Source organism: Halomonas sp., assembly GCF_029263665.1.
In the GTDB taxonomy this organism is placed as follows: Bacteria; Pseudomonadota; Gammaproteobacteria; order Pseudomonadales; family Halomonadaceae; genus Halomonas.
Genome location: NZ_JAJUFQ010000003.1, coordinates 196,854 through 222,157, shown reverse-complemented (window position 1 = coordinate 222,157; position 25,304 = coordinate 196,854). Strand labels below are relative to the sequence as shown.

General features: G+C 58.8%; 19 protein-coding genes. 6 read left to right on the top strand and 13 right to left on the bottom strand.

The window, feature by feature from the left end; translation table 11 throughout:
* Window positions 1-2: 2 nt before the first annotated feature.
* The 5 genes from urtB to Q1K07_RS04250 form a co-directional block, all read right to left on the bottom strand.
* Window positions 3-1,565 carry an urea ABC transporter permease subunit UrtB gene (urtB, locus tag Q1K07_RS04270; RefSeq protein ID WP_300308648.1) on the bottom strand — a complete coding sequence of 521 codons (1,563 nt, stop codon included), beginning with the start codon at window positions 1,563-1,565 and terminating at the stop codon, window positions 3-5.
* 131 nt (window positions 1,566-1,696) lie between these two features.
* Window positions 1,697-3,007 (bottom strand): urea ABC transporter substrate-binding protein, encoded by a 1,311-nt coding sequence (gene urtA, locus Q1K07_RS04265; RefSeq protein ID WP_300308329.1) that lies wholly within the window; start codon window positions 3,005-3,007, stop codon window positions 1,697-1,699.
* Window positions 3,008-3,449: 442 nt separating this feature from the next.
* On the bottom strand, window positions 3,450-4,967 hold the full coding sequence (locus Q1K07_RS04260; protein ID WP_300308326.1) for a tripartite tricarboxylate transporter permease: 1,518 nt from the start codon (window positions 4,965-4,967) through the stop codon (window positions 3,450-3,452).
* Complete coding sequence (locus tag Q1K07_RS04255; RefSeq protein WP_300308323.1) at window positions 4,967-5,422, bottom strand: tripartite tricarboxylate transporter TctB family protein; 456 nt, start codon at window positions 5,420-5,422, stop codon at window positions 4,967-4,969. Before Q1K07_RS04255 ends, Q1K07_RS04260 begins: the two co-directional genes overlap by 1 nt.
* Window positions 5,419-6,438, bottom strand: a complete 1,020-nt coding sequence (locus Q1K07_RS04250) for a tripartite tricarboxylate transporter substrate-binding protein (RefSeq protein ID WP_300308320.1) — start codon at window positions 6,436-6,438, stop codon at window positions 5,419-5,421. The genes Q1K07_RS04255 and Q1K07_RS04250 overlap by 4 nt, the downstream gene beginning before the upstream one ends.
* Before the next feature lie 503 nt (window positions 6,439-6,941).
* Here Q1K07_RS04250 and Q1K07_RS04245 point away from each other — a divergent pair.
* The 4 genes from Q1K07_RS04245 to Q1K07_RS04230 are packed head-to-tail and all read left to right on the top strand — an operon-like array spanning window position 6,942 to window position 10,802.
* Window positions 6,942-7,541 (top strand): helix-turn-helix domain-containing protein, encoded by a 600-nt coding sequence (locus Q1K07_RS04245; protein ID WP_300308317.1) that lies wholly within the window; start codon window positions 6,942-6,944, stop codon window positions 7,539-7,541.
* Window positions 7,538-8,200: a response regulator transcription factor gene (locus Q1K07_RS04240; RefSeq protein ID WP_300308314.1), complete on the top strand. Its 663-nt coding sequence runs from the start codon at window positions 7,538-7,540 to the stop codon at window positions 8,198-8,200. Before Q1K07_RS04245 ends, Q1K07_RS04240 begins: the two co-directional genes overlap by 4 nt.
* Window positions 8,201-8,232: 32 nt before the next feature.
* Entirely contained in the window at window positions 8,233-9,723 is a 1,491-nt protein-coding gene (locus Q1K07_RS04235) for a sensor histidine kinase (protein WP_300308312.1), read from the top strand.
* Complete coding sequence (locus Q1K07_RS04230) at window positions 9,720-10,802, top strand: ABC transporter substrate-binding protein (protein WP_300308309.1); 1,083 nt, start codon at window positions 9,720-9,722, stop codon at window positions 10,800-10,802. The genes Q1K07_RS04235 and Q1K07_RS04230 overlap by 4 nt, the downstream gene beginning before the upstream one ends.
* 257 nt (window positions 10,803-11,059) lie before the next feature.
* Here Q1K07_RS04230 and Q1K07_RS04225 read toward each other — a convergent pair whose 3' ends face one another.
* The 5 genes from Q1K07_RS04225 to Q1K07_RS04205 all read right to left on the bottom strand — a co-directional run bounded on the left by Q1K07_RS04225 (window position 11,060) and on the right by Q1K07_RS04205 (window position 16,414).
* Entirely contained in the window at window positions 11,060-11,419 is a 360-nt protein-coding gene (locus Q1K07_RS04225) for a septal ring lytic transglycosylase RlpA family protein (RefSeq protein WP_300308306.1), read from the bottom strand.
* A gap of 294 nt (window positions 11,420-11,713) precedes the next feature.
* Window positions 11,714-12,568, bottom strand: a complete 855-nt coding sequence (cobA, locus tag Q1K07_RS04220; protein WP_300308303.1) for a uroporphyrinogen-III C-methyltransferase — start codon at window positions 12,566-12,568, stop codon at window positions 11,714-11,716.
* A 242-nt stretch (window positions 12,569-12,810) separates the two neighbouring features.
* Window positions 12,811-14,277, bottom strand: a complete 1,467-nt coding sequence (locus Q1K07_RS04215) for a sodium-dependent transporter (RefSeq protein ID WP_300308300.1) — start codon at window positions 14,275-14,277, stop codon at window positions 12,811-12,813.
* Between the two features lie 183 nt (window positions 14,278-14,460).
* Window positions 14,461-15,552: a 4-hydroxyphenylpyruvate dioxygenase gene (gene hppD / locus Q1K07_RS04210; protein WP_300308297.1), complete on the bottom strand. Its 1,092-nt coding sequence runs from the start codon at window positions 15,550-15,552 to the stop codon at window positions 14,461-14,463.
* 247 nt (window positions 15,553-15,799) lie between these two features.
* Window positions 15,800-16,414: a LysE family transporter gene (locus Q1K07_RS04205; protein WP_300308294.1), complete on the bottom strand. Its 615-nt coding sequence runs from the start codon at window positions 16,412-16,414 to the stop codon at window positions 15,800-15,802.
* A gap of 190 nt (window positions 16,415-16,604) precedes the next feature.
* Here Q1K07_RS04205 and Q1K07_RS04200 point away from each other — a divergent pair, with 190 nt between their 5' ends.
* On the top strand, window positions 16,605-17,489 hold the full coding sequence (locus Q1K07_RS04200; protein WP_300308291.1) for a LysR family transcriptional regulator ArgP: 885 nt from the start codon (window positions 16,605-16,607) through the stop codon (window positions 17,487-17,489).
* Window positions 17,490-17,575: 86 nt separating this feature from the next.
* Here the strand turns inward: Q1K07_RS04200 and Q1K07_RS04195 are convergent, their stop codons facing one another.
* Window positions 17,576-17,878 carry an MTH1187 family thiamine-binding protein gene (locus Q1K07_RS04195; protein WP_300308289.1) on the bottom strand — a complete coding sequence of 101 codons (303 nt, stop codon included), beginning with the start codon at window positions 17,876-17,878 and terminating at the stop codon, window positions 17,576-17,578.
* Window positions 17,879-18,132: 254 nt separating this feature from the next.
* Between Q1K07_RS04195 and cfa the strand changes: the two genes are divergently transcribed.
* Window positions 18,133-19,284 (top strand): cyclopropane fatty acyl phospholipid synthase, encoded by a 1,152-nt coding sequence (gene cfa, locus Q1K07_RS04190; RefSeq protein WP_300308286.1) that lies wholly within the window; start codon window positions 18,133-18,135, stop codon window positions 19,282-19,284.
* Window positions 19,285-19,410: 126 nt separating this feature from the next.
* Here the strand turns inward: cfa and Q1K07_RS04185 are convergent, their stop codons facing one another.
* Window positions 19,411-24,408, bottom strand: coding sequence for a hypothetical protein (locus Q1K07_RS04185; protein WP_300308283.1), 4,998 nt, complete (start codon window positions 24,406-24,408; stop codon window positions 19,411-19,413).
* Window positions 24,405-25,304, bottom strand: coding sequence for a hypothetical protein (locus Q1K07_RS04180; protein WP_300308280.1), 900 nt, complete (start codon window positions 25,302-25,304; stop codon window positions 24,405-24,407). The genes Q1K07_RS04185 and Q1K07_RS04180 overlap by 4 nt, the downstream gene beginning before the upstream one ends.

Sequence of the window (25,304 nt, the reverse complement as noted above, 5' to 3'; positions counted from 1 at the left end):
CATCAGCCCTCTGCGGCACGGCCCTTCTGCGGAAACAGTCCGCGCGGGCGTTTCTGAATGAACAGGATGATCAGCACCAGTACCAGGATCTTGGCCAGCACAGCGCCTGCCCAGGGCTCCAGCACCTGATTGATGACCCCAAGCGACAGCCCCGCCACCAACGTGCCCCACAGATTGCCCACGCCTCCGAACACCACCACCATGAAGGAATCGATGATGTAGTTCTGGCCAAGGTTGGGTCCCACATTGGTCAATTGCGACAGCGCCACACCCGCCAGGCCAGCAACGCCGGAACCCAAGGCAAACGTCAGGATATCGACTCGAGTCGCACGAATTCCCATGGCTCGGGCCATGGCACGATTCTGTGTCACCGCCCTCACTTCCAGGCCCAGGCGAGTGCGGCGCATCACCAGCATCAAGGCCGCAAATACCACTAGCGCAAAGCCCAGCACGTAGAGACGGTTCAACGTCAACGACAGTGCGTCGTTGATCATCACGGAACCACTCATCCACTCTGGCGTCATCACGCTACGATTGAGCGGAGAGATCAACGTACGCACCAGTTGCTGGAGGATCAGGCTGACGCCGAAGGTCGCCAGTAGTGTCTCGAGAGGACGTCCCTTGAGGAACTGAATGACACCACGTTCGATAGCGACACCAACCAGAGCAGCCACCAGGAAGCCGGCAGGAATCGACAGCAGCAAGGCAACCCCAGGCTGATGCGGCAACAGCTGTTGCATGGCCCAGGTGGTGTAGGCGCCCAGCATGATCAACTCGCCATGGGCCATGTTGATCACCCCCATGACACCAAAGGTAATCGCCAGGCCAATGGCGGCCAGTACCAGCACCGACCCTAGAGACAGGCCAAAATACAGTGTTTCAGCAGCACGATTCAGTGTCAGCAGCTGTTCGATATCCGCCAAGGCCTGAGAAGCCCGCTCAGCAAGATAGCCATCGTCGCTGCGGGAGGCCTGCACCAGCGCCGCACGCACCTTGGGGTTCAAGCTGCCGGAAAGCGTCGAGATCGCTGATGCATCCCCTTGCTCCAGGGCATAGAGAGCCAAGGCCTGATTCAAGGTTGCTGCAACGTCTGCATCCTCTTCCTCTTGTGCCAGCCGGGCAATGTCCTCGCGGCTATCCTGACTGATCTCACCGAGCAGATCACGGGCTGCCTGCAGGCGTAGCTCAACATCCTCGGCATTCAGGTCGAGAAGCGTCTGCATGCCATCGAGATGGCTACGCAGAGCATTGTTGATCCTGATGCGGGAAAGATCACGGCGCGACATCTCGCCGATGGGTTTCAGTGTCAAGGCATCGGCAACTGGCCATTCTCGCCCTCTGCTTTCCAGAACGATGACAAACTGCCCACTGTCCTTGACCTGTTGCAGCCGTCCATCGGCAAAGGCGTCAAGCCATTGCTGGGCACGTTCATCGCCACTGGACGCAATGCTGTCGATCACCGCTTCCTTGTCGCGAAAACTGGCCTCTGCCAGGCTTTCGAGCAGCATCGCACCAGGATCCTCGCTGGCTGGAGCGGCACTGACACCCTGACCGAGTAGCAGCATGCAGATCATGACCAGCCCAAAGCATAACCTGCGCCCGCAAGACAATCGTCTCATCGAGAGTTTCCTTCAACGTGAGGCGGGGTATCTCAACACCAGTGACACCCACACCCTTGGCATGTGGTAGGTGAACTTCACTCGGCCGTTGCGACTTCAGCACCACCACAGGTGCCCTTGACCACGTTGTAGTTACCGCACTCCAGAGGCCTCCTCCAGTCACTGATCAGGTCCTTGGAACCTTCCAGATAATCTGACCAGGCATCCCCCGCCACGGAGGATGGTGTCTGCCAGACAACGGAAAACTGGCCATCATCCTGAATCTCGCCAATCAAAACCGGCTTGGTGATGTGGTGATTGGGCATCATGGTGGCGTAGCCACCACTCAGATTGGGCACGCTGACACCGATAATCGCTTCCTTGATGGCATCCGGCTCCGTGGTGCCAGCCTTGCGCACTGCCTCAGTCCACATGTTGAAGCCGATGTAGTGGGCTTCCATGGGATCGTTGGTCACCGCGTTGTCGTCTCCAGTGAAGTCATACCAGGCATCGATGAAGTCATAGTTGGCATCATCATCCACGCTCATGAAGTAGTTCCATGCCGCGAGATGCCCGACCAGTGGAGTGGTGTCGATACCCGACAGCTCCTGCTCGCCCACGGAAAAAGCCACAACGGGAATATCCGCCGCGTCGATGCCTTGGTTACCCAGTTCTCGGTAGAACGGCACATTGGCATCCCCATTGATGGTCGAGACCACCGCCGTCTTCTTTCCCGCGCTACCGAACTGCTTGATCTCGGCAACGATGTTCTGCCAGTCGGAGTGACCAAAGGGCGTGTAGTTGACCATGATGTCGTCTTCAGCGACGCCATGAGACGTGAGATAGGCCTGCAGAATCTTGTTGGTAGTACGCGGATAGACATAGTCAGTGCCAGCCAGCACCCAGCGCTCCACACCCAGCTCATTCATCAGATAGTCGACGGCAGGAATCGCCTGCTGGTTCGGTGCTGCTCCCGTGTAGAAGACATTCTCGGAAGATTCTTCGCCTTCATACTGAACGGGATAGAACAGCAGACCATTGAGCTCTTCCACGACCGGCAATACCGACTTGCGTGACACTGACGTCCAGTTGCCAAAAATGACGTCCACTTTTTCCTGGGCCAGCAATTCCCTGGCCTTCTCCGCAAACAGCGGCCAGTTGGAGGCCGGATCGACGACCACAGGTTCAAGCTCTCGTCCCAGCAATCCACCCGCTTCGTTCTGCTGTTCGATGAGCATCAGCATGGTGTCTTTCAGCGTCGACTCGCTGATCGCCATGGTGCCGGAAAGCGAATGCAGGATACCGACCTTGATCGGCTCATCATCCTGAGCCAGGGCAAATCCACCGCTACCCAGAGTCAGGGCAGTGACGCTGAGAGCATGAACGAGAGACAGAGGAATGCGTGACATGGTGTTCTCCAGCAATGTTGTTGTGCACGAGGCTTGTTGTTCTAAAAAGCTCTATAAATGCTCTATGCATGTTCTATGCCTTCAACACACTGCAAGAGTCCTGCCAACTTTTGCCCACTTCTTGCCAACTGTCTTGAGAACCGTCTTTACCGCTGTTTCCTCAGTGGTCTTCATCACTGTCTTTGCCACTGTGTCTTTACTACGGTGTCTTTACTACGGTGTCTTTATCACTGTGTCTTTACCACTGCGCTGCAACGCTCTGATGCACCAATCGTGCTCTCCCCTGAGAACTTGCGGGCATGCAACGCTTCATTACCGTGCATGAACAAAATGCCCGGCACCACACCGGTGCAGCCCATGCGACAGGCACAAAAAAGGGCACCGTCAAGGTGCCCAAAAGGTGTCGGACGGGGGCATTCAGCCTGCGTCAGTCACACGGGAATCAGTCGCCTGTCACTTCTGATTTCAGCGCCATACGCCGGCGCAGGATCGGCCCGACGATGTACGGCAGGATCAGGCCGGCAATGGCGAAAGCCCACAGACCGATGGACAGGCCGCTGCTCCACAGAACCATCCAGTCGCCATCGGAAATGTCCATGGCATGGCGCAGGTTCTTCTCCATTTCCGGGCCCAGCAGCAGGCCGAGGATGACCGGCACCAACGGAATCTCCAGCTTGCGCAGCAAATAGCCTGCGACACCGAAGGCGACCATGAAGTACAGATCGAAGGTGGTATTACTGATCGAGTAGATACCGACGAAAGCTACCATGGTGACAATCGGCAGCAGGTACATCGGTGGCACCGACAGCAGCTTGACGAAGATACCCACCAGCGGAATGTTCAGCAGCAACAGCAGGAAGTTACCGATCAACAGCGCCGCAATCACGCCCCACACGATATCCGCGTGCTGGGTGAACATCAGCGGACCCGGAGTGATGTTGAGCGAGATCAGCAATGCCAGCAGCACCGCCGTGGTGCCACTGCCCGGCACGCCGAGGGTCAGCATGGGGACCAGCGCACCACTGGAAGCCCCGTTGTTGCCAGCTTCCGGCGCCGCCACGCCACGCGGATCGCCTTCACCGAAGGACCCCTTCTTGCCGACCATCTTCTTTTCCAGGGTGTAGCTGATGAAGCTGCCCAGCGAGGCCCCGGCGCCCGGCAGAACCCCGGCGATAAAGCCCAGCACGCCGCCGCGCAGGCTGGACGGCAGGATGCCGCGAATATCGGCCCAGCTCAGCTTGAGCTTGCTCACCGCGATGGTTTTCCTGCCCTTGCCGACCCGATCCTCGATGAAGAACAGCAACTCGGAAATGGCGAACAGACCGACGATGGCGATGATGAAGTCGACCCCTTCATACAGTTCCAGCACGTTGAAGGTGTAACGCTGAACCCCGGTGCTGTCGATACCCATGGTCGAGATCATCAAGCCCAGACAGGCCGCGACCACGGTCTTCATAGGGTTCTTGCCGGTAATGCCACCAAGGGTGGCGAAGGCCAGCATGAACAGGGCAAAGTATTCCGCCGGACCAAAGGTCAGGGCGAAGTCCGCCAGGATCGGGGCCAGCAGGATCAGACCGATGGTGGCGATCAGGCTGCCGATGAAGGACGCAATGGCCGAGATGGCCAGGGCCTCGGCAGCCTTGCCCTTCTGGGCCATGGGATAGCCATCCAGACAGGTCATCATCGCCGGCTCGTCACCGGGGATGTTGAGCAGAATGGACGAGATACGCCCGCCATACATGGCCCCCGCATACACCGAGGTGAGCATGATCAAGGCCGTTTCCGGGCGCAGGCCCAAGGAAAACGCCAGCGGAATCAGGATTGCCACGCCATTGGCCGGCCCCAGGCCGGGCAAGGCACCAATCAGCGTACCGAGGAAGGCCCCCAGCAACGCGAACATCAGGTTATCGGGGGATAACGCGACCCCGAAACCGTCGATCAGATAGCCGAAGATTTCCATCAACCCACCTCCAGGAAGGACAGCAGGCCCAGCGGCAGGGACAGGTCCAGCGCAAAGTTGAACAGGAAGAACACCACCACGCCGGCCAGCGCTCCGGTGATGAAGGCATTGAGCGGACGTGCGCCCATGCGCCAGCACAGCGTGCCCACGGCCAGAGTGGTGCTGATGATGAAGCCCAGCGGCTGCAGCAGCGCGGCATACAGCACCAGCACCACCAGAGCGATGATCAACTCGACACCGGTACGGCTCCACGGCCAGGCATTATCTGGATCGGGGCGCACGACCATGTACAGGCTCGACAGGCCCAGCACTGCGGCCAGCAGATAAGGGAAAGTCTTGGGGCCAACCACTTCAGTGCCCCCGAACGGCTCCGGGAACTGGGAGGCGCCCCAGCCGTACGCGACGGCCAGGACGATCATCAGGACCCCGAAGATACGGTCGTTGATGGTATTCATTGCTGGATCAGTCCGATATCGGTAGACAGTTGCTTGATCTCGGCGATCTGTTCCTTGACGTAGGTGTCGAACTCATCACCGCTCATGTGGAAAGGCATCAGCCCATTGGCAGACATCAGATCCTGCCATTGCTGGCTGTCGTAGAGACTATCCAGGGACTCAGTCCAATAAGCCTTGGCCTCATCCGAAATATCCGCCGGCATGTAGAAACCACGCCAGTTCGGACCAACGGCATCGATGCCTTGCTCCTTGGCGGTGGGGATATCGGCAAACTCACCCGGCAGGCGCTCGTCAGACAGCACTGCCAGCACCTTGAGATCACCGGATTCCATGAAACCCTGTGCCTCAGTGATGTCACCGGTGAAGGCATCGACATGATGGCCGATCACCTGGGTCATGGCCTCGCCGCCGTTGTTGTAGGACAGATACGGGATACGCGGCAGGTTCTCGACACCAGCAGCCTGGGCAGCAATCAGCACTTTGAGATGATCCCAGCCGCCCTTGGCACTACCGCCGGCGAACTTGACCGCACGCGGATCTTCCTTGATGGCATCCATCAGGTCATTGAGGTTCTGGTAATCGCTGTCGGCTGCCACAGCGATGACACCATAATCTGCACCCAGAGCACCGATCCAGTTCACCATATCGGCATCCATACCCGGGAACTGCCCCTGAGCCAGGCGTGTCGTGGTCGCAGTAGATGCCGCCACCAACAACTGCTCATCACCAGCGCGCTTGCTGACAGTGTGCGCGTATGCCACGCCACCACCCGCACCCGCCATGTTCACGGTCTGCACGCTGCGCGGAACCAGGTCCAGCTCTTCCAGCACCGTGCCAACGCTACGGCAGGTGAAATCCCAGCCGCCACCCGGGTCGGACGGGGCAATACACTCAACCTTGCCTTTCGGCTCAAACGCCAGAACAGTAGTGCTTGCAAGGGCTGCCGAGCCGGCCAGTGCGGCAATCGCAACGACCTTGAGAGAGTCCTTGGAGAAAGAAGACTTGGAGCGTGCCATGGAGATATCCCCTTTTATAGTTGGCGTCGTATCACGGTCAGAACTCAGATGACGTGACATCTTCAGGTTTATACGGAGCAATAAGTTAAGGCTTGCTGGAACCTGACACTTTCCTTACAATTCTGTAAGGCAGAACATCGTTCCTTAGAGTGGAAAGCTAATGGCGACCTTGGGTCGGGTCAACGCGTTAATGCACAATTCCGACCAAAGTTGAATGCAAATAGCACCTGTCTGATAACACCTGTATAGAGACTACGATGCGTGCCGAAACAGCTCACACGGACACCGGACCAAGCGCCTCATGCCACCCGAATGGCGTCACTCGGTTTCATGAAAGCCACCTAGATTCATGAGAGCCGCCTAGCTTCATGAGAGCGCTCCGGTTTCAGCGAGCCCCTAGGCTTTACCTTAGCCTTTGGCTCTTGATTCAGCCTTTGGCTCTTGATTCAGCCCTTGACCAGGTGCAGCCCTGCCTGGATGACTTACCACAGAGATAAACGGCTATGGCACAGGATCGCGTAGAGGCCGTCGAACGCGCCCTCACCGTGCTTGATGTCTTCGACTCGGCACAGGAAAGTTTCAGTCTGGCAGAATTGGCCCAGGCCACGGGGTACTACAAAAGTACCCTGTTACGCCTGCTGGCCTCCCTGGAACGCTTCAATTACACCGAGCGTGGCGAGGATGGTCGCTGGATGCTGGGTAGCGCACCGGTACGTCTGGCACAGCGCCACCCTCCCAGTCGCGACCTGGCGGTCCGGGTACAGCCAGTACTGAGCGCACTGGCCCGGCAATGCGGCGAAACCGCCAGCCTGCTGGAGGTTGTCGGAGATACCGTCTCGTGCAAGCTGGTTGCCCTTCCCGACACCAGCCTGCGGCACGACCTTGTCACGGGCAGCCACTGGCCGCTCAATGGCGACGCTTCCCCCGCCCAGCAACTGAATGGAGGCTTGATGATCTGCCGCCCCTTGGCATTGACCCGTCATTCAGCGCAGCATTCACGACTGTGGCTGGCCTTGTCGGGCCCCTCGGGGCGCCTTGATGCCGAACAGCTCGCAGAGCATCTGGAGATAATGGCGGCAAAGCTGGAAGGAGAGGTGTCATGAACCTTCTGCTGGTAGAAGACGATGCACTGCTCGCATCCACTTTGCGCGATGCACTCACTGATAGTGGGCATCAGGTGCAGTACCTGGGAGATGGCGATGCGGCCTATGCCGCCCTGCAGAATGGCCACCACTTCCAACTGATACTGCTGGATCTCAACCTGCCTGGTCGCACAGGGCTGGAGGTGCTGGAAGCCCTGCGCCAGCATGACCGTGATACTCCCGTCGTGATACTGACCGCTCGGGGAGCCATCGAAGACCGGGTCAAGGGACTGGACCTGGGGGCTGACGATTATCTGGCCAAACCGTTCTCTCTGGAGGAACTGGAAGCACGTATTCGCGCCCTGCTGCGTCGCAGTGGCGCCACGACCCAACTCAGCATTGGTTGCTTGAGTTTCGATAGCCTGGCACAACGCTTCACATTGAATGCGGAAACCCTCGCCTTGCCGCCCCGGGAACAGCGCCTGCTCGCTTACTTGATGCGCCATGCTGGCCAGCCGGTAGACAAGGCCACACTCGTGGAACAAGCCTTTGGCGATGATGATGCCGTTGGGGACAATGCCATCGAGGTGTATATCCACCGCCTGCGCAAACGCCTCGCCGGGCATGACATCAGCCTGCGAACCGTAAGAGGACTGGGCTATGTGCTTGAAACCTCATGAACACTTGAAAGCTCACGTACACTTGAAAGCTCATGATCGGCTCCGACTCTCTTAACCGGCGCCTGCTCACCTGGCTGCTGCTCCCCATGGCGGTGGTGGGTGCCCTGGTGCTGTGGCAAGCCTGGCTGGATGCCCATCGCACCGCAGACCGAGCTTTCGATCGACTGTTGGAAGCCTCTACCCTGGCTATCGCCGAACAAACGCAATGGCAGGAAAATCGCCTATGGCTTGACCTGCCGCCTGCCGCCCTGGAAATGCTCGCCACCCAACATGATGAGCGAGTGTTTTATTCCCTGGTGGACGCTCAGGGAAAAGTCGTCACCGGCAATGCAGACCTTCCCGGCATTTCGCGCACGACAGGCACAATCGATGCTCCCCTGACCTTCCGCAATATCGAGTGGAACGGCATGCCTCTACGCCTGGGAGTACGCAAGGCGCGCCTGGAGAACTGGAGCGTACGCGAAGCTTATGAGGTCCGTGTCGCCCACACTCGCGAGGGTCGCGACGCCTTGACCTGGAAGCTTTTCCGCCAGAGCCTGGCTTACCTGCTGGCACTCGCCGCCCTGTCCATCGTTGCGTTGCTGGTCGCCATTCGCCTGGCACTTGCCCCTCTGACCCGACTGCGCCGTCACATTCGTGCCAGAGACCCGCGCACCCTCACTCCGCTGGAACTCAGCCTACCGCGAGAACTGGCTGAACTGCGTGACACGCTCAACGAACTACTGGCTCGCATGCGCCGAGTAAAGGCCAATCAGGAGCGCTTCATCGGTGATGCCTCTCATCAGCTAAGAACGCCCATGGCCGGACTGTCTGCCCGGGCCGAACTGGCCCTGCGTCAAAATAATCCCGAGGCCTGGCGGGAAGCATTGCTCGCCATGCAGGACACTAGCCAGAAGGCCTCGCGACTTGCGGTGCAACTCTTGTCCCTGACTCGCCTGGGCAACCCGGAGTACCAACCCGAACTGGTCCCGACCGATCTCACCAACGTGGCCAGGGAGGCCGTCAAGGAACACTGGCCAAGTTGCCAGCGCCAGGGGGTGGACCTGGGTCTCGAGGCACCGGATATCCCGGTGAAGGTGGATGCCCAGGATTGGCAATTGGCCGAGGTCCTGGCCAACCTGATCGATAACGCATGCCGGTATGGTGCACACCAGGTCACCGTAGGGGTCGATGCCAATCCACCGGCACTATGGGTGAAAGACGATGGCCCCGGCATACCGGCGGAACAACGTTTGCTGATGTTGAGGCCTTTCCATCGAGGGAGTGTGCTGGCTGAGGGCTTTAATCGGAAAACCGCTGAAGGCTCTTGTCCCAAAACCGCTGAGGGCTCTTGTCCCAAAACCGCTGAAGGCTCTTCCCTCCCAAGTGTTGAGGGCTCTGGGCTCGGGCTAGCCATTGTCGATGGCATTGCCAGAAGCCTTGGTGCGCAGCTTGTCCTGGAAGATGCCAGCGATGCTCAGCCTCCAGGGCTGTCGGTGGAATTGCACTTCTCTCCATCCACTGGATCAGGGAGGACGTCATGAGGTTGCGTTCGTTATCCGCCGTGGTCACTCTCATCGCTTCTCTGGCATGGCCATTCACGGCTAGCGCTTTCGACCAATTGCACCTGCCGGCAGAACGCGAACCCGTTGCCCCCCTGGTGATTCACGCTGCTCTGGACCTGCCCTATGTCAGACCGTTGCTGGAAGACTTCCATCGACGCAACCCCCAGTACGATATCACCTATCGCAACTTCGCCACGCTGGAGCTGGATGAGCGCTTCCTTGCCGCCCCCGATGAAGCGGACCTGATGATCTCCTCTGCCATGCCCTGGCAGTATCGTCTGGCCAACGATGGCTATGCCCAGGCGGTGGATACGCCTGTCACTCGGCGCTGGCCGGCAGAAGCCAAATGGCGCCAGGAACTGTTTGCCTTCAGCTTCGAGCCCGTGATCATGGTCATCAACCGCGCCGTCATCGAGCGCTATGGGCCCGTTGATAGCCATGCCGATCTGCTTGATCTTCTGCGCCGCCATGGTGATGAACTGCGTGGCAAGGTCGTCACCTACGACCCGGTTGCCAGCGGGGCGGGTTACACCTACGCCATTGAAGAGTCTCGCCTCTCCCCTCAATACTGGGATCTGATCGCCGCACTCGGGCATGCCGATGCAGCGCTGGTCAACACAACGGGAGCCATGATGGAAGGCCTCAAGGATGGCCGCTATCTGATCGGCTACAACTTGCTCGGCAGTTACGTTCGCCAGGACATTGATGCTCACCCCGACCTGGAATGGCGAATACCCGACGACTATGCCTTGGTGATTCAGCGCCTGGCATTCGTGCCCCGCCAGGCACCTCACCCCATCAACGCCAAGCACTTTCTCGACTACCTGCTGAGCGTCAATGGTCAGGGCATATTGGCCAAGGAAGGACATCTCGGCGCTCTGCATCCTGAACTGGATGGCCCTGGTACCGCCAATGCCCTGTACCGCCTGAGGCCAGAAGGGCTCAGGCCGACTCCGCTAGGCCCCGGGCTGTTGACTACCCTGGACGACCTCAAGCGACGCGCATTACTGAGTCGATGGCAACGCGAATTCAGTGGTCCACAGACACTATTTCCATAAGACCTTCACACCACAAGATATTCAGACCACAAGATATTCAGACCACAAGGCCTTCTCCACGAGACCTTCCATGCATCCAAAAACAATCCCCCAAGGCCGTAAAGCCCTGGGGGATTGATATCATCACGACAGACATTTCGAGAAGCGCATTTCCACCAGGCTACCCCAGGCTTCTGCCAAGTGGGTACGGGTGGTGCACTTCCTTCATCGTACCGGTGGGTCTGACTACTGTAGTCCCTGCTCTTCGACGAGCGATTTCAGGGCAGATATGTCAGGCGCACCGGCGCGGTACCACGGTAGAGCATTCCCAGTTCGTTTGCCGCACTCTTCGACAGATCGATCACTCGGCCCTTCACGAACGGACCACGGTCATTGATCGTCACCTCCACCGACTGTCCGGTATCTGCTCGAGTCACCAGCACTTTGGTTCCGAATGGCAGATAACGATGAGCGGCGGTGAGTTGCTGCTGATCGAAGGGTTGTCCACTGGCGGTTCGTCGCCCCTGGAACCTGTCTGCGTAGTAAGAAGCTGTTCCTTGCTGGATTACATCCTGGTCGTCGGCCCCATGCGCCATCGCGGCGGAAGGGAAAACGCTAGCGGCAAGTGCCGCGGTCATGATCATAGCGCTTAGCGTCGGGCGTCCCGATCGCATCAACCTGATGACATTTCTCATCCTTAGCCTCATGAAACCCCAATGGGGATACATCCGAGGAAGAACGACTGACTCCTCTCGCTTTCAACCTAGAAAGCTGTCCATCTTTAAAAGATTTCAACCTAGAAGCTGACAGCAGGAAGCTGCTGCCAATAGACCGCAGGCAACAGCCACCTAACTCTCATATGCCTATGTACGAGCCGGCAGAACCCGTCTCGAACACAGCCAGTATAGTCAGTTCTTCCAAAGGTGCCGGGATCAGGAGCGCTCGGACGGCGAAGGATGCTTGCCGTGCACCCACCCACGGCTTCCAGCTTGCTCATGATCGAACCAGGCCAACTGTTTATGCAGCGAAACAACACTGCCAACGATGATTAATGTGGGCGGTCGAATATTATCCTGTCCCTGGAGCTCGGGCAAATTAGATAAAGTGGAAAGATGCACACGCTGACGCCGAGTGGTGCCTTGCTCGATCAGTGCCACAGGAGTGCTGCCAGCCAGACCATGGCGACGCAATGCTTCGCTGATGATGACCAGGCTGCCCAGTCCCATATAAAAAACCAATGTCTGGCCAGGACTTGCCAACGTCGGCCAGTCCAGATCGCAATTGCCTTCCTTGAGATGACCGGTAATGAAACGCACCGACTGAGCATGGTCCCGGTGCGTCAGAGGAATACCGGCATAGGCACCGCAACCGACAGCCGCTGTGATGCCCGGCACCACTTCCACGGGAATCCCCGCTTCTACCAACGCTTCCAACTCTTCTCCGCCACGGCCAAAGACAAAGGGATCCCCGCCCTTGAGGCGCACCACTCGCTTGCCCTGCCTGGCCCACTCTACCAGGGCCTGATTGATACCATCCTGAGGCACACTGTGATTCGAGCGCTCCTTGCCCACATAGAGACAGTGCGCCGTGCCCGACACCAACGCCAGAATCTCTTCACTGACCAGGCGATCATGCAGCACCACCTCCGCTTGAGCGAGCCGCCTCCAGGCTTTCAGCGTCAGCAATTCGGGATCTCCAGGGCCAGCCCCGACCAGACAGACATGCCCCGGAGGAAAAGAACTGGCAGGCGGCATTGGCACTTGGAAGGAAGCCTGGGATGTGATCATGAAACAACTCCGGAAACGCGGGCATGAGGCATGGCATGAGATTGCCAATTATGCCACATAGGAATTAAACCTTAGAATCCTTATTCCTCATTTCATCTGATCATCGAGCAGTGATCTTTCCACACATAGAGCGCACCAACAAAAATGCCGCGCCTAAAGGCACGGCATTTAACAGTCGGCAGAAGCGTTATTCTTGCACGGCCTGGCAGCGCGAGATCAGGCCATTCGCTTCAAGCATGACGTCAGGCCTTGGAGCCAGCCAGACGCCACAAGCGCGGACTCGCCAGCTCACCGACAACGGTGATGACGACCAGGATCAGCGCCAGCCAATACCAGTGCAGGCTGAAGTCGAGGCTGATCCAGCCCAGGGCATCGACAAAGATCACCAGGATACCCAGCGGGCTGACATAGCGAACCATGAACAGCCACAGGCCATGGACAAAAGGTGATAGCGCAAGCTCATCACGCATGACCTGGCTCTTCAGTACAAACCCAGCCAGCAGCACCATGCCCAGACCACCCAATGGCATCATGAAACGGGAAGTCAGGAAGTCCAGCCAATCGAAGAAGTTCTTGCCTGCCACGGTCCAGTCCGCACCCAGGTTGAACGACAACATGGCCAATGTGCTGATGATCCACAGTACGATACCTGTACCCCAGGCAGCCGCCCTGCGGCTGATGCCCTTGTTGTCCGTCAGCCAGGACACCGTCGCCTCGACCATGGAAATGGACGATGTCAACGCCGCCATGGCCAGCATGATGAAGAACAGAATGCCGAACAGCGTACCGAAAGGCATGGCCTGGAAGGCCAGTGGCAGACTCATGAAGATCAGGCCGGGACCACTACCAGGTTCCATGCCATTGGCAAAGATCACCGGGAAGATGGCCAGGCCCGCCATCAACGCGACAGCGGTATCTGCTGCCGCCACGGCCAACGTGGTACGACCGATGGAGGCATCGCGTGGCAGATAGCTGCCATAGGTCAGAATCGCGCCGGAAGCCAATGACAGAGTAAAGAAGGCATGCCCCATGGCGGCCAGGGTGCCTTCACTGGACAGGTCCGAGGCATTGAACGCAAACAGGAAGTGCAGTGCATCGCCAAAACCGCCGGAAAACATCCCATAGACAATCATGACCAACAGCATGACCACCATGCCCGGCATCATCCAACTGACACTTCTTTCGATACCAGCCTGTACGCCCTTGCCGACGATGACCATGGTGGCCACCGTGACCAATGTGCTCCAGGCCCCAAGATTGAAGGGGTTGGCATTGTTGGCACCGAAGATGGCCGCCATGTCATCGACACTGGTACCTGCCAAGCCCCCGGAAAGCATCTTCCACAGATAGGAAAACGCCCAGCCTGCTACTACGACATAGAAACACAGGATCATGAAGCCACAGGCCATGGCCATCCAACCTAGAAGCGACCAGGCTGAACTACGGCCAGATTCCGTGGTGACACGACGAATGGCATCAATGGGACTTCCGCGACCGCGACGTCCCAGGGCAATTTCAGCCATCATCACCGGCATGCCGATGCACAGGATACAGGCGAGATAAACCAGTACGAAGGCCCCACCTCCGTACTCGCCAGTCATGTAGGGAAATTTCCAGATATTGCCAAGCCCTACCGCAGAACCGGTAGCAGCCAGCACGAATCCCCAACGGCCCAGCCATTGAGTACGAGGTTGTTCATTGGTCGTCATGAATCACCAGACATCGCTCTGCTTGTTATGACCCGCCTATCGGCATGGTGGGGAACAAAGGATACCGTCCCCGACCACTATTGTGACGGAATTTGTTGTCATTGTGCAGGCCAGTGACAAATTGTTCTGATTCGAGTGCCACTGGCCTGGGCGCTGGCGTCTCACGCTAGCGCAGAGACATGATCAGTCATCCGCCTTGATCACGCCCCGGCGAATCTGATCTTCCTCGATGGATTCGAACAGTGCCTGGAAATTGCCCTCTCCAAAACCATCATTGCCCTTGCGCTGAATGATCTCGAAGAAGATCGGGCCAATCACCGTGTCAGTGAAGATCTGCAGCAGTACCCCCTGGCCCTTGCCACCATCGATCAGCAAGCTGAGCTCACGCAGCGCCTCGACATCCTCTTCATGGTCAGGCACCCGCACATCAATCTTTTCGTAATAGGTATCCGGCGTGGACATGAAGGCGATGCCATTGGCGCGCAACTTGCGTACCGTGGTGTAGATGTCATCGGTCGCCATGGCCAGGTGCTGGATGCCTTCACCCTTGTATTCACGGATGAATTCAGCAATCTGGGAGTTCTCGTCCGCAGACTCGTTGATCGGGATATGCATCTTGCCACAGGGTGCCGTCATGGCCCGGGAATGCAGGCCAGTCTTCTTGCCTTCGATATCGAAATAGCGATTCTCACGGAAGTTGGCAATCTGGGTATAGAAATCCGCCCATGGATCCATCTGGCCACGCTCGACATTGTGCGTCAGGTGGTCCAGTACCTCGAGGCCGACGCTATTATCCTGTGCAGTGGTCCCGGGAATCGGGTCAAAGTCGATGTCATAGATGGTACGACCTTGGTCATCGACCTTGTTGTCGACGAAGTACAGCAGTGAACCACCAATGCCACGCACCGCAGGAATGCCGACTTCTCCTGGCCCCACCGGGTTGTCGACGCGAACGGCACCATTGGCCAGCGCATATTCCAGCGCCTGCTTGGCATCAGCGACCTTCCAGGCCATGGCACAAGCACTGGGGCCATGAACCTTGGCAAACTCGGCAGCATGGCTGCCAGGCTCGGCATTGAGCACATAGTTCACATTTTCCTGCTGAAACAGGCTGACATTCTTGCTCTTGTGTCGGCGAGTCTCGGTAAAACCCAGTTTCACGAACAGTTCGCGCAGGGCCTCGATACCAGCCGCATCAGGCGCCGTAAACTCAACAAACTCGAAACCGTCGGTACCGATAGGATTGGCCGTGTTGATGGGAGCGACTGCGGTCATGGGGATGCCTCCAGGGATTATCAGAATTGTCGTTGTCAGAAAGGAAAGTCTCTCCTCGGATGCCCCCAGACTAGAGCGACCCGGCCAGTACCGGAATCGCTCCAACGTCCTGCTCAGCCTTGTCCAGCCACTGTTTTAGGGCCCCAGGCGTATCGTTTTTCTGACACCTTCGATAACCCCAGTTGTTTCGCTCTCCAGGCGTAAAATAATCCTTACATCGCGTAAGAAATACGTTACAGCTTGACCACTACAGCGCGGCCTGTGGCGGAGTGAGGGAAAGCAGCTGCCATGCTACCACCAGCATGATCACAACGATGCTGCCATCAATGACCTGCCACACTCGCGGGCTTTTCAGTCGCGGCGCCAGATAGCCGGTCACACCGACCAAGGCAAAGAACCAGGCAAAGGAGGCAAAGGTTGCCCCTGCATAGAAGGCAACAGGATGTGACTGCACTGCCCCAATGGCACCCAACATGACGACCGTATCCAGATAGACCTGTGGATTAAGCAAGGTCACCGCCAAGGTCGCCAGCATGACCTGGCGCCGTCCCATCACACTCGGCAGTGCCTCCAGTCCCTTGGGGCGCAGCACCCTCTGCAGTGCTCCCCAAGCCAGCCACAGTAAAAAGGCAGCACCACCGAAACGCGCCACGGCCATGGCTGTTTCACTCTGGGCGATGAGCGTACCCAACCCCAGCACCCCCAGGCCAATCAACACGGCATCGCACGCAGCACAGATCCACGCCACCCGCCACGGGTGCTGGCGACGCAGCCCTTTGTCCAGCACAAACGCATTCTGTGCCCCGATGGCAACGATCAGTCCTGCGCCGGTTCCCAGTCCATGCAGTAGTGACCACCACATCCTTGCGCCTCCTCTATGATTCTCATGTGTCATGGCCAGATCCTCACAAGCGGGGTCTCAAAAGCTGAGCCTAAAAAACGAGGCCTCGAAAACTGAGCCTCGAAAGCTGGGCTGGCCGGTGTTTACGCACACTACCGAGAAGGCTTAAATAAGAGAAACGAATCTTGAAAATATCCCATTAGAGTTTCTTATGCTGGATTACAAACTGCTGGAAGCCCTTGCAGCGGTACTGCATCACCAAGGGTTTGAACGCGCGGCCAAGGCTCTGGGACTAACCCAATCCGCCGTATCGCAACGCATCAAACTGCTGGAGGCACGCCTTGGCCAGCCTGTGCTGATACGCACCCCGACACCAAAGGCAACCGACCTTGGCCGGCGTCTGCTCAACCATGTACAACAAGTCCAGCTACTGGAGAACGAGCTGGCCACTTCTCTGCCCCAACTGGCCGGAGAGCGTCAGCGCCTGCGCATTGCTATCAACGCAGACAGCCTGGGAACCTGGTGGCCCCAGGCCATGGGACCTTTCGTGCAGCAGCACTCCATGGAGCTCGACCTGGTCATCGAAGACCAGGACGTCGGCCTGGAACGCATGCGCCAGGGAGAAGTGGCAGCCTGCCTGTGTGCAAGTGATCAACCCGTGCAAGGTGCGCGCGTGGTCAGCCTGGGAGTAATGCGCTATCGCGCTCTGGCGACACCGGACTTCATCGCCAGGCATTTGCCGCATGGGCCGAGGCCTGAGGACCTGATGAAGACACCTGTCATCGTCTTCGGTCCCAACGATCAGCTTCAGCACCGCTATCTGGCACAGCTCGGCGTAGAAGGCCCATTCCCCCATCATCTATGCGGCTCTGTCGAAGGTTTCCTGCTACTGGCCCTGGCGGGAATAGGCTTTGGCCTGATGCCGGAAATCCAGGCGCACCAGGAATTGGCAAGGGGTCGGCTGGTGGACGTCGTTCCCGGCATCCATCTTGATGTACCCTTGTACTGGCATTACTGGCGGCATGGCGGTGACCTGCTGTCAGCCCTCGCCAACCACCTGGCCAAGGAAGCACAGCACTCGCTCACCCCGCTTTGAATTCAGCCTATTCCCAGCGGCTACATTTCCAGGGCTACATTTCCAGGGCGGCGTTCCTAGGGGCGACGGTTGCATGCTTCTGCGCATCATGTGTCCAGCTTGTCATGCACACTCTGGAGCTTCTCAGCCATCGACTGGTCACGATCAGTGCGTGTGCCCAGTTTCATGGTAGTGGTGATGCGTGGTGCTCCCATCTGGTGAACCACTTCGTGGCAACGCTTGACCACCGCCATGACCTCATCCCAGGGCCCCTCGATATTAGTGCCATAGGCATGCATGTGATGGCTCAACCCGGAAGCCCGAATCTCTTTCTGGCACGCTGCAACGTGCTCGGACACGGAGACTCCAACCCCCAGGGGCACGACGCATAGATCGACGATGACATACATTTGTTAGCCTCCTAAACTTTATGGCAGCATTGTGCCTATTGCTTGCACTATTTTGGCATGACACTCACTCATGCCTGTGCATGGCCATCACTCACTTTTCGGAATGACTGGTCTATGCTGTTTTGCAACATATGCAGAAATAAAACATTCACAGGAACAACCAGTACTGAAACTCAACATAGCGCCCTCCCGGGTGTCCCGCTCACTCGGCATGGCTCACCGGCGTGTCGCCGCCTACGGAAAGGGGAGGTTCCATGACCAGCGACTCACGTCCTCACCCCCTCGCATTGCCCGATACCCGGGCCCGGCGCGTGGTGGAAAATCTGCTGAAAGGCTCCGGAGTGAGCTTGAACGGTGATGCTCCCCAGGATCTCAAGGTCTACCATCCGGACCTGTTCAGTCGAGTGCTGCACCAAGGCACTCTGGGGCTTGGCGAGGCTTACATGGATGGTTGGTGGGAAGCCGACAGCATTGATGAATTCACGTACCTGGTGCTGCGCCATGGTCTTGGCGAGCGGGCCCATACACCATCAGAAAAACTGATGTACCGCCTTCAGTCAGGTTTTTTCAACCTGCAAAGCAAGGCGCGTGCCTACATCGTCGGCGAAGCCCACTACGACATGGGCAATGACCTGTTCGAACGCATGCTCGATCCGACCATGTCCTATTCCTGCGGCTACTGGAAGAAGGCAGCGAACCTGCACGAAGCCCAACAGGCCAAGCTGGAGCTGGCATGCAGGAAGCTCCAGCTCGAACCAGGCATGCACGTGCTGGACATCGGTTGTGGCTGGGGCAGTTTCGCCGAACATGCAGCCCGCCATCATGGCGTCAGGGTCACTGGCATCACCATTTCCAAGGAGCAGGCAGAACTGGCCAGGAAACGCTGTCATGAGCTGCCGGTAGAGATTCGCCTGACTGATTATCGTGAACTGCAAGGCACCTTCGATCGCATCGTGTCCATCGGCATGTTCGAACACGTCGGCCAGCGCAATTACGACACCTACTTCCGCACAGTAGATCGTCTGTTGCCGGATGGCGGCCTGTTCCTGCTGCACACCATCGGCTCGAATACTTCCCGGGTCTCCGCGGATCCCTGGATCAATCGCTACATCTTCCCCAATGGAGTACTGCCTTCGATACGCCAGATCGCACAGGCCAGTGAAGATCATCTCATCATGGAAGACTGGCAGAACTTCGGCGCTGATTACGACCGTACCCTGATGGCCTGGCTGCACAACCTGGATGCCACCTGGTACCAGATAGCGCACAACTACAATGAACGGACCCACCGCATGTTCCGCTATTATCTGTCGGTGTGCGCCGGCGCCTTCCGTGCACGCAACCTGCAACTGTGGCAGGTCGCCTTTTCCAAGGGCAGAAGCGGCCGTTATGACGCTCCACGCTAGGTCCTGTGCGAAAAGTGTCTGCGCTTGCTCTTGGCCTCAACAGGTTTCAGCACTTGCGTTTCTGCCGTTGAGACGTTCGACCATGGCCAGTATCAACTGATACTGGCCATGGTCGACATGCAGGGCTCAGGTTACCTCAGCTGCCGTGACATGAATGCCGAACAAGCTGGCCTCGCCTACACTCCTGCCCTGCTCTTCCGGTGCCATCGCCTTGCCATCTCGCACCATCACGTGTCCTCCCTGCCCCCCGCCGATCACGCTGCCGACCAGATAGGTGGGGAAGATCTCGGGATCATTCTCATAGTTGGGATTATGGATCAGGCCAATCATCTGGAAACGGCCGCGTGTATTGCGCAGGGATTCCAGCGAGTCCTGGATCAGGCGTCGATGAGACAGCTTGGAGAACAGCCCATCAAGAAGGATGACACTTTCGCGCATGGCACGGGCACGACGACGCTGGCCAGGTAGCTCGTGCAATTCACGCTCGATGGCAAATTCGGACAACTTGACCAGCCACATCAACGACACCGCTTCACGCTGTCCTTCGGACATCGCCTCATTCAAGGAGAACAGGCGCCCATGGGGACGAATGGCGGGATGACGCAGGCGGATGGCCACATCCTTGAACAGGCCACGATAGATGCGCCGGCGAATACGCCCAAGCAGATCATCATCGCGCCGCAGGCGTTCGCCTTCTTCCAGGGCAATGCCATCACGTTCGGCACGTCGCTTCATGGCCGCCTGATGCTCATCGATATCCGCCAGCAGCGTAGTGATCAGCTCACGCAGGGCATCGCTGTCGATCAAGGCGGCCTTGACTTCGAACCAGGCCCCGGACGGGGTGTCACCTTCTCGAGAGTGTTCACTTCCCTTGCGCGCAACACGCTTGAGGATATCCAGGTTGCCGGCGGCATCGCTGATGATCGAGCCAAGACGCTCGACCAGAGTGCCTTCGATATGCTGGCGTGAAGTCTGCAGATGGGCCACCCGCTCACGATGGGTACCCAACTGCGACGCCAACTGAGCATGCAGTGCTGTCAGTTGCTCGATGGCCGCATTGCCTGCGCCGTTGTTCTGCAGTCTGGAATCGCGCTGCAGTCCGGAATTGTACTGCGGTCCGGAGATGACACCCAGGCGGGCACGCTCGGTCTCGTTGAACAGGCGGCTACTTGCCGCTTCCTCCAGCGCGCTGCCCAGGCGCTGCTCCAGCGCCTGGACCTCTTTGGTCTGACGCTCGCGTACACGGGCGCGCTCACCCAGCCCAAGACGGGTCAAGCCATCCTGCAACTGGCTGGCACTCTGGGAGAGCCCTTCCAGCCTAAGTTCATGGGCACCATCTTCGCCGTCATCCTGATGCTGGCCACTCGCCAGTTGCCACCATTGCTCCAGCGCCTGATCGAGTGCATCGACATCGGGATGATCGGCAGGCCATGAACACCCACGCCCATCCACGCCCTGGAGACGCTCGCGCCAGCCGGAAGACAGCTCACGTAATGTCGTCAACCAGGCAATGGCCAGCTCGTCACAAAGGTTGAGGGCCTGGCGCTGGACGTCCAGCCGCCGTTCCACATTGACCAATTCGGTTCCTTTGGAGCGCCGCTCAGCATTGAGCTCATCGCGTTCCTTCTTTAGCCGGGCAATGCGTGAGGCCAGCATCGTACCCGCGCCCTTCTCGTCACGTACATCCAGATAGGCGCGAATGCGTTTGGCATCCAGGCTGGCCCGGCGTTGGGCCAGTTGCAGTGTGCTTTCCAGTTCGGCCTGAACATCTTCCGCTGTCGCCATGAAATCCGGGCCACCTGTCTCGACATAACGTTCCAGGGTGGCCAAGTGCTCCCGCTCCCCATCGTCGAACACTGCCTGACGCTGACCGGAGATCGCTTCACTTTCGCGGTTGAGCAGTTCCCACTGCTCGGTGGCAGTTGCACGTTGCTGTGCTGCGGCTGCCTCACGTTCGCCGAGCTCCAGCAAACGATGATCAATGGAGGCCAGCCGCTCCACACCACCTGCCGCCTTGAACGCCTCGGCAGCCAGCCAGGCGTCGGCATGGGTGGAGAACTCTTCGCGGGCCTGTTGTAGTCTGGGGGTCAACGCAGCCAGTTCGATATCCACTTCCGCCAGCGTTTCGCTGGCCTCCTGCAGAGCCTTGTCACCACCTTCTGTCAGGTAACGCTGAAAATCGTCGATCAACTGCAGTGCTGCCTCGCTGATACGCGGGGCCAGTTGCGCTGCCGAAGCATCCAGTTCCGCCAGGCGCACATCAATGCGTTCCAGCTCGCCTTCCACATCTTCCGCCACGGCCTGACGAGCGGCCAGCGCTTGCAGGAATGCCTCACCATGTGGATCGAACCGAGCAATGTCAGCATCCAGCCGCTTGCGCTCTTCCTGCTCCTGGGCCAGGCGGGCCTGGGTCTCACTGCGCAGCTCGACCAGATATTCAGGATTCAGTGCAGCCTTGACGGCCAAGGTTTCTGCGCCACAGATAGCACCCAACGGAGGCTGCCCCTGCGCCAGGCAGGTCGCCAGACGTTCGCGGCTGAGAACCGGCACATTGAGGCCATGCTCGATCATGCATCGGGCCGCCATATCGGCCTGATCTTCCACGACCACCGGAGCAAACAGCTGGCCTGCCGCCTGTATCAACCAGTCACGCCGACAAGCCTCATTGTCGGCCAGTTCAGCCAACACCTGGTGCAAGGGCGCAAAGACGATGCCTTCAGCCTCCAGGCGGCGCTGTGCTTCACTCTCGGCAACCTGGCGGGCAAGCGGGTCCCCTGCCAGCGTTTCCAGATAGCTTTCCCGTGCCGCAATGCGTTGCTCCAGCACCTCACGCTCGCCGAGCAGGCGCGGATAGCCTGCCCGAGCCTCGGCCAGCCAATCCTCAGGACTGCCGTCGTGCTGCTGGCGAAACGCCATCAGGGCAACGTGCAATTGGCGACACTGCTCTTCCTGACGCTGCAGGCGGTGGCGCTCATCATCCAGTTCCCGGGCCTGAGCATAGAGACGATCACGCAGATGCACCGGCTCGTCGTCGCCATGCACCTGCTGATATGACTCAGCAGACTCCGCCAACGGTACCAGCCGCTTGCGTAGCTGCCCAGCCGTCTGCTGGCGGTTCTCCAGGCGCTCCACCTCTGCCTCGAGCTTGGACAATGCCGCCTGGCGGCTGGCCCACAATCCCTCTACCGGAGTCTCCGGCCAGGCCTGCTGATAGGCCTCCCAAGCGGACTGTCCCTCGCGCAGTGGTGCCAGTTCACCTTCGAGTCGAGCACGTTCGGAAATCAGGCCTTCATGTTGCTGCCGGGCAGATTCCAGGCTTTCCCGCGACTGCTGCACCTGTTCGTGCAACTCTGCCTGGCGCTCGTCCAGGGCCTCGAGCCGCTCACTTTTCTCGGCCAGCAGCTGTGCCGGTTCCACATTGGGGTTGGCCGTACAAAAAGCACGGTAATCTGCATCCAGGCGGCGATACTCGCCAATGCGTCCAAGGTGGCGGGAAAGCGCATCGCGGACTTGCTGCTGCTCCTGCTGGGCCGCCTCGAGCGTCGCTTCAGGTGCGTTGAGTTCGGCTTCGCTGAACAGGCCTTCCGCCAACGCCTGAGTATAGAAACTCTGATTATCGACGAACTCCCGCTGGCGGGAGGCCAGGCTTTCCCGCTCCTGGTCCATGGACTCGATACGGGCTTCCAGCGCCTGGATGTCCGATTTCAACTCATTGCGATAGAGCCCATCGGCGACTACTTCGTCGCGGAAGACATTGCCATCCAGGGATTCAAAGGCCTCGGCTGCCTCATCCAGACGCTTGATGGCGCGATAACGCGCGGCATCGTCGCTAAACGCATGGCTATCGTCCAGCCAGGCACGAGCGGCATCGAAGGCCAGATGATGCGGTTCACGACTGGCGGGCCATTCGGCATCCGCCAGGTGCACCAACTGGCGATGAGCATCCAGACGCACACCGAGCTCGCTCAGGGCCTCGCGCACCTGACGTTCCGACTGACGACTGAGCCGAGCCAGCAGCCACACGGATACTCGCGGTCTCCCGGTATCGCCCCGAACCCATGCCAGGCCAACGACGTCCTTGCTATCAACCACATTCTTGCTATCCCTCCCTTCACCAGCACTCCCATCAGGGAAGCGTGGAATGCCTGGCAGGCCTGCGAGTACCTGGCCGGCCAGCAGGCGCTCGCTGAGCATCAGGCCATCATCCAGGCGCGCCAGACTGGCACGCTCCTCGATCAGAGAGATGCCCAGGGCCCGGACTTCATCGAGGCAGACCACCTTGGCTTCCGTACGGCGTTGGTCCGTCTCGGCATCCTCGAGACGGTGACGCAATTCAGTGATGTTGGTGCCGGAATTGAGAATGACTTCCTCGATCAGTTCCTCGCCTTCATCCGTCTCGCCCCGGGTAGCGCCTGCCAGGATCTCCGGCGCCAGCACTTCAAAGAAGAAGGCCTGGTCAGGCTTCTCTCCACCACGAGGCTTGATCGCATTGAAGATCTGGCTCTTGTCGGCCCCCCCTTCCTTCTGGAAGGCTGCCAACTGGGCCAGCTCCCGGCGTGAGACATGCGCGTTGACGGCATCCAGCCACTCATCGCGATTGTGCGTCAGGCGCACCCCATGACGGCCCATGGCCTGCTTCACGTCGGCATTGGAATACAGCGCCAGCTTGGCATCCTGGGTCAGATGGTGCACCGGCACGTCTTCGAAACGCCCGGCATAGTGATAGAAGGACAGACCACTGCCATCGCTGTAACCATAGAAGCCGAACACGAAGGTAGTGCCGGAAACTTCTTCCCCGGCACTGGCCAACAGGTCTTCCTGGCCACCTTGCTCCGAGCGACTGCGGAACTCCACACGCAAGTGCGACCAACTGCGGCCACGCCCTTCCACACTGGAAGGTGAACACTTGCGCCGGGTTCGTGACAGCAGCGTGCGATCGCGTGACAGGAGGCCAATCAGCGCTTCCGCCAGAGTCGTCTTGCCGAAGCCGTTTTCCATGCTGACCGCACTCGACTGGCCACGCAGATCAAGGATCAGATGGCGCATCTTGGCATCCCATGGCGATGATACATCGCCATGCTTGTTGAGCAGGTTGGCGACTTCGATGCGATTGATCACACTCATTGCGTCACCTCCCGACTCACTACCCGCTGACCTTCAGCGTCCTGATCCATGTTGCTCTGGTCGATCTCGTTCTGGTCCATACCACCCTGGCCCATATCATCCACAGCCATGTCTTCCCTGCCCGCAACACGGCCATCATCGACGGATCGTCCATCGGCCAATGCCTGCAGGTGCTCCAACTGATGCACACCGACCTGTTCGCTCTCCAGGGCTCCCAGCAATGTCTGCTGCCAGACGTCTCCAGCCAATGGATCATCATCCCTCAGGCTCTCCAGAAATCCCGCTTTCACATGCAAATCGATGAAGGCCCTCACACGCCGGCTGAGATCCTCACCACGCTCATCCAGCAGGCTACGCTGGACCTCATTGGCAGCATCGCCCAGGCTTCGCAATGTCTCGACCTGGTCGCGCAGCAGATCGAGCAGCTCCGCACCACTGAAAGTCGCTTCCTGGTAGCGGCTGACATCGGACAGCGCTCGGTTATAGCGGGTGTACATCAGGGTGTGCATCAACAGCCATAGCTGCAGATACCATGTCGCCAGCTCAGCGCGGCTTTCCTGGCGCAGGCGCAATGCGTCGAACACCGGTTCACGGGTATACAACGGCGGCTGGTCCATGTCTGGATCAGGCAGCAGGGCATAGTAGCGAGACCCCGGTGCAATGCCGGGATAATCGCCGGATTCAAATGCCTTCAGCCGCAAGCCCTGCCCGGCAAGAAAATCCCTCAGGTTCTCACGTTCGAGATCACTGGCATCATCGATCAAAGCGCAGACATCACGCTCCGACAGCTGACCGTCCCTCGCCGCCCGGCGCTTGCGCCCTCCCGACGGCAGGCGTTCAACAGCACGATAACGCAGCAGGTAGGCGACCACCTCGCCCATTTCCGTCATGTTCAT

Bases quoted from the DNA above. Each gene is read 5' to 3' on its own strand.
- urtB (WP_300308648.1), bottom strand. From the start codon at position 1,565: ATGCTGCTACTCGGTCAGGGTGTCAGTGCCGCTCCAGCCAGCGAGGAT.
- Q1K07_RS04180 (WP_300308280.1), bottom strand. From the start codon at position 25,304: ATGAACATGACGGAAATGGGCGAGGTGGTCGCCTACCTGCTGCGTTAT.
- Q1K07_RS04255 (WP_300308323.1), bottom strand. From the start codon at position 5,422: ATGAATACCATCAACGACCGTATCTTCGGGGTCCTGATGATCGTCCTG.
- Q1K07_RS04245 (WP_300308317.1), top strand. From the start codon at position 6,942: ATGGCACAGGATCGCGTAGAGGCCGTCGAACGCGCCCTCACCGTGCTT.
- Q1K07_RS04200 (WP_300308291.1), top strand. From the start codon at position 16,605: ATGCTGGATTACAAACTGCTGGAAGCCCTTGCAGCGGTACTGCATCAC.
- Q1K07_RS04185 (WP_300308283.1), bottom strand. From the start codon at position 24,408: ATGAGTGTGATCAATCGCATCGAAGTCGCCAACCTGCTCAACAAGCAT.
- Q1K07_RS04225 (WP_300308306.1), bottom strand. From the start codon at position 11,419: ATGACCGCGGCACTTGCCGCTAGCGTTTTCCCTTCCGCCGCGATGGCG.
- hppD (WP_300308297.1), bottom strand. From the start codon at position 15,552: ATGACCGCAGTCGCTCCCATCAACACGGCCAATCCTATCGGTACCGAC.
- Q1K07_RS04260 (WP_300308326.1), bottom strand. From the start codon at position 4,967: ATGGAAATCTTCGGCTATCTGATCGACGGTTTCGGGGTCGCGTTATCC.
- Q1K07_RS04195 (WP_300308289.1), bottom strand. From the start codon at position 17,878: ATGTATGTCATCGTCGATCTATGCGTCGTGCCCCTGGGGGTTGGAGTC.
- Q1K07_RS04235 (WP_300308312.1), top strand. From the start codon at position 8,233: ATGATCGGCTCCGACTCTCTTAACCGGCGCCTGCTCACCTGGCTGCTG.
- urtA (WP_300308329.1), bottom strand. From the start codon at position 3,007: ATGTCACGCATTCCTCTGTCTCTCGTTCATGCTCTCAGCGTCACTGCC.
- Q1K07_RS04250 (WP_300308320.1), bottom strand. From the start codon at position 6,438: ATGGCACGCTCCAAGTCTTCTTTCTCCAAGGACTCTCTCAAGGTCGTT.
- Q1K07_RS04205 (WP_300308294.1), bottom strand. From the start codon at position 16,414: ATGTGGTGGTCACTACTGCATGGACTGGGAACCGGCGCAGGACTGATC.
- Q1K07_RS04240 (WP_300308314.1), top strand. From the start codon at position 7,538: ATGAACCTTCTGCTGGTAGAAGACGATGCACTGCTCGCATCCACTTTG.
- Q1K07_RS04230 (WP_300308309.1), top strand. From the start codon at position 9,720: ATGAGGTTGCGTTCGTTATCCGCCGTGGTCACTCTCATCGCTTCTCTG.
- cfa (WP_300308286.1), top strand. From the start codon at position 18,133: ATGACCAGCGACTCACGTCCTCACCCCCTCGCATTGCCCGATACCCGG.
- Q1K07_RS04215 (WP_300308300.1), bottom strand. From the start codon at position 14,277: ATGACGACCAATGAACAACCTCGTACTCAATGGCTGGGCCGTTGGGGA.
- cobA (WP_300308303.1), bottom strand. From the start codon at position 12,568: ATGATCACATCCCAGGCTTCCTTCCAAGTGCCAATGCCGCCTGCCAGT.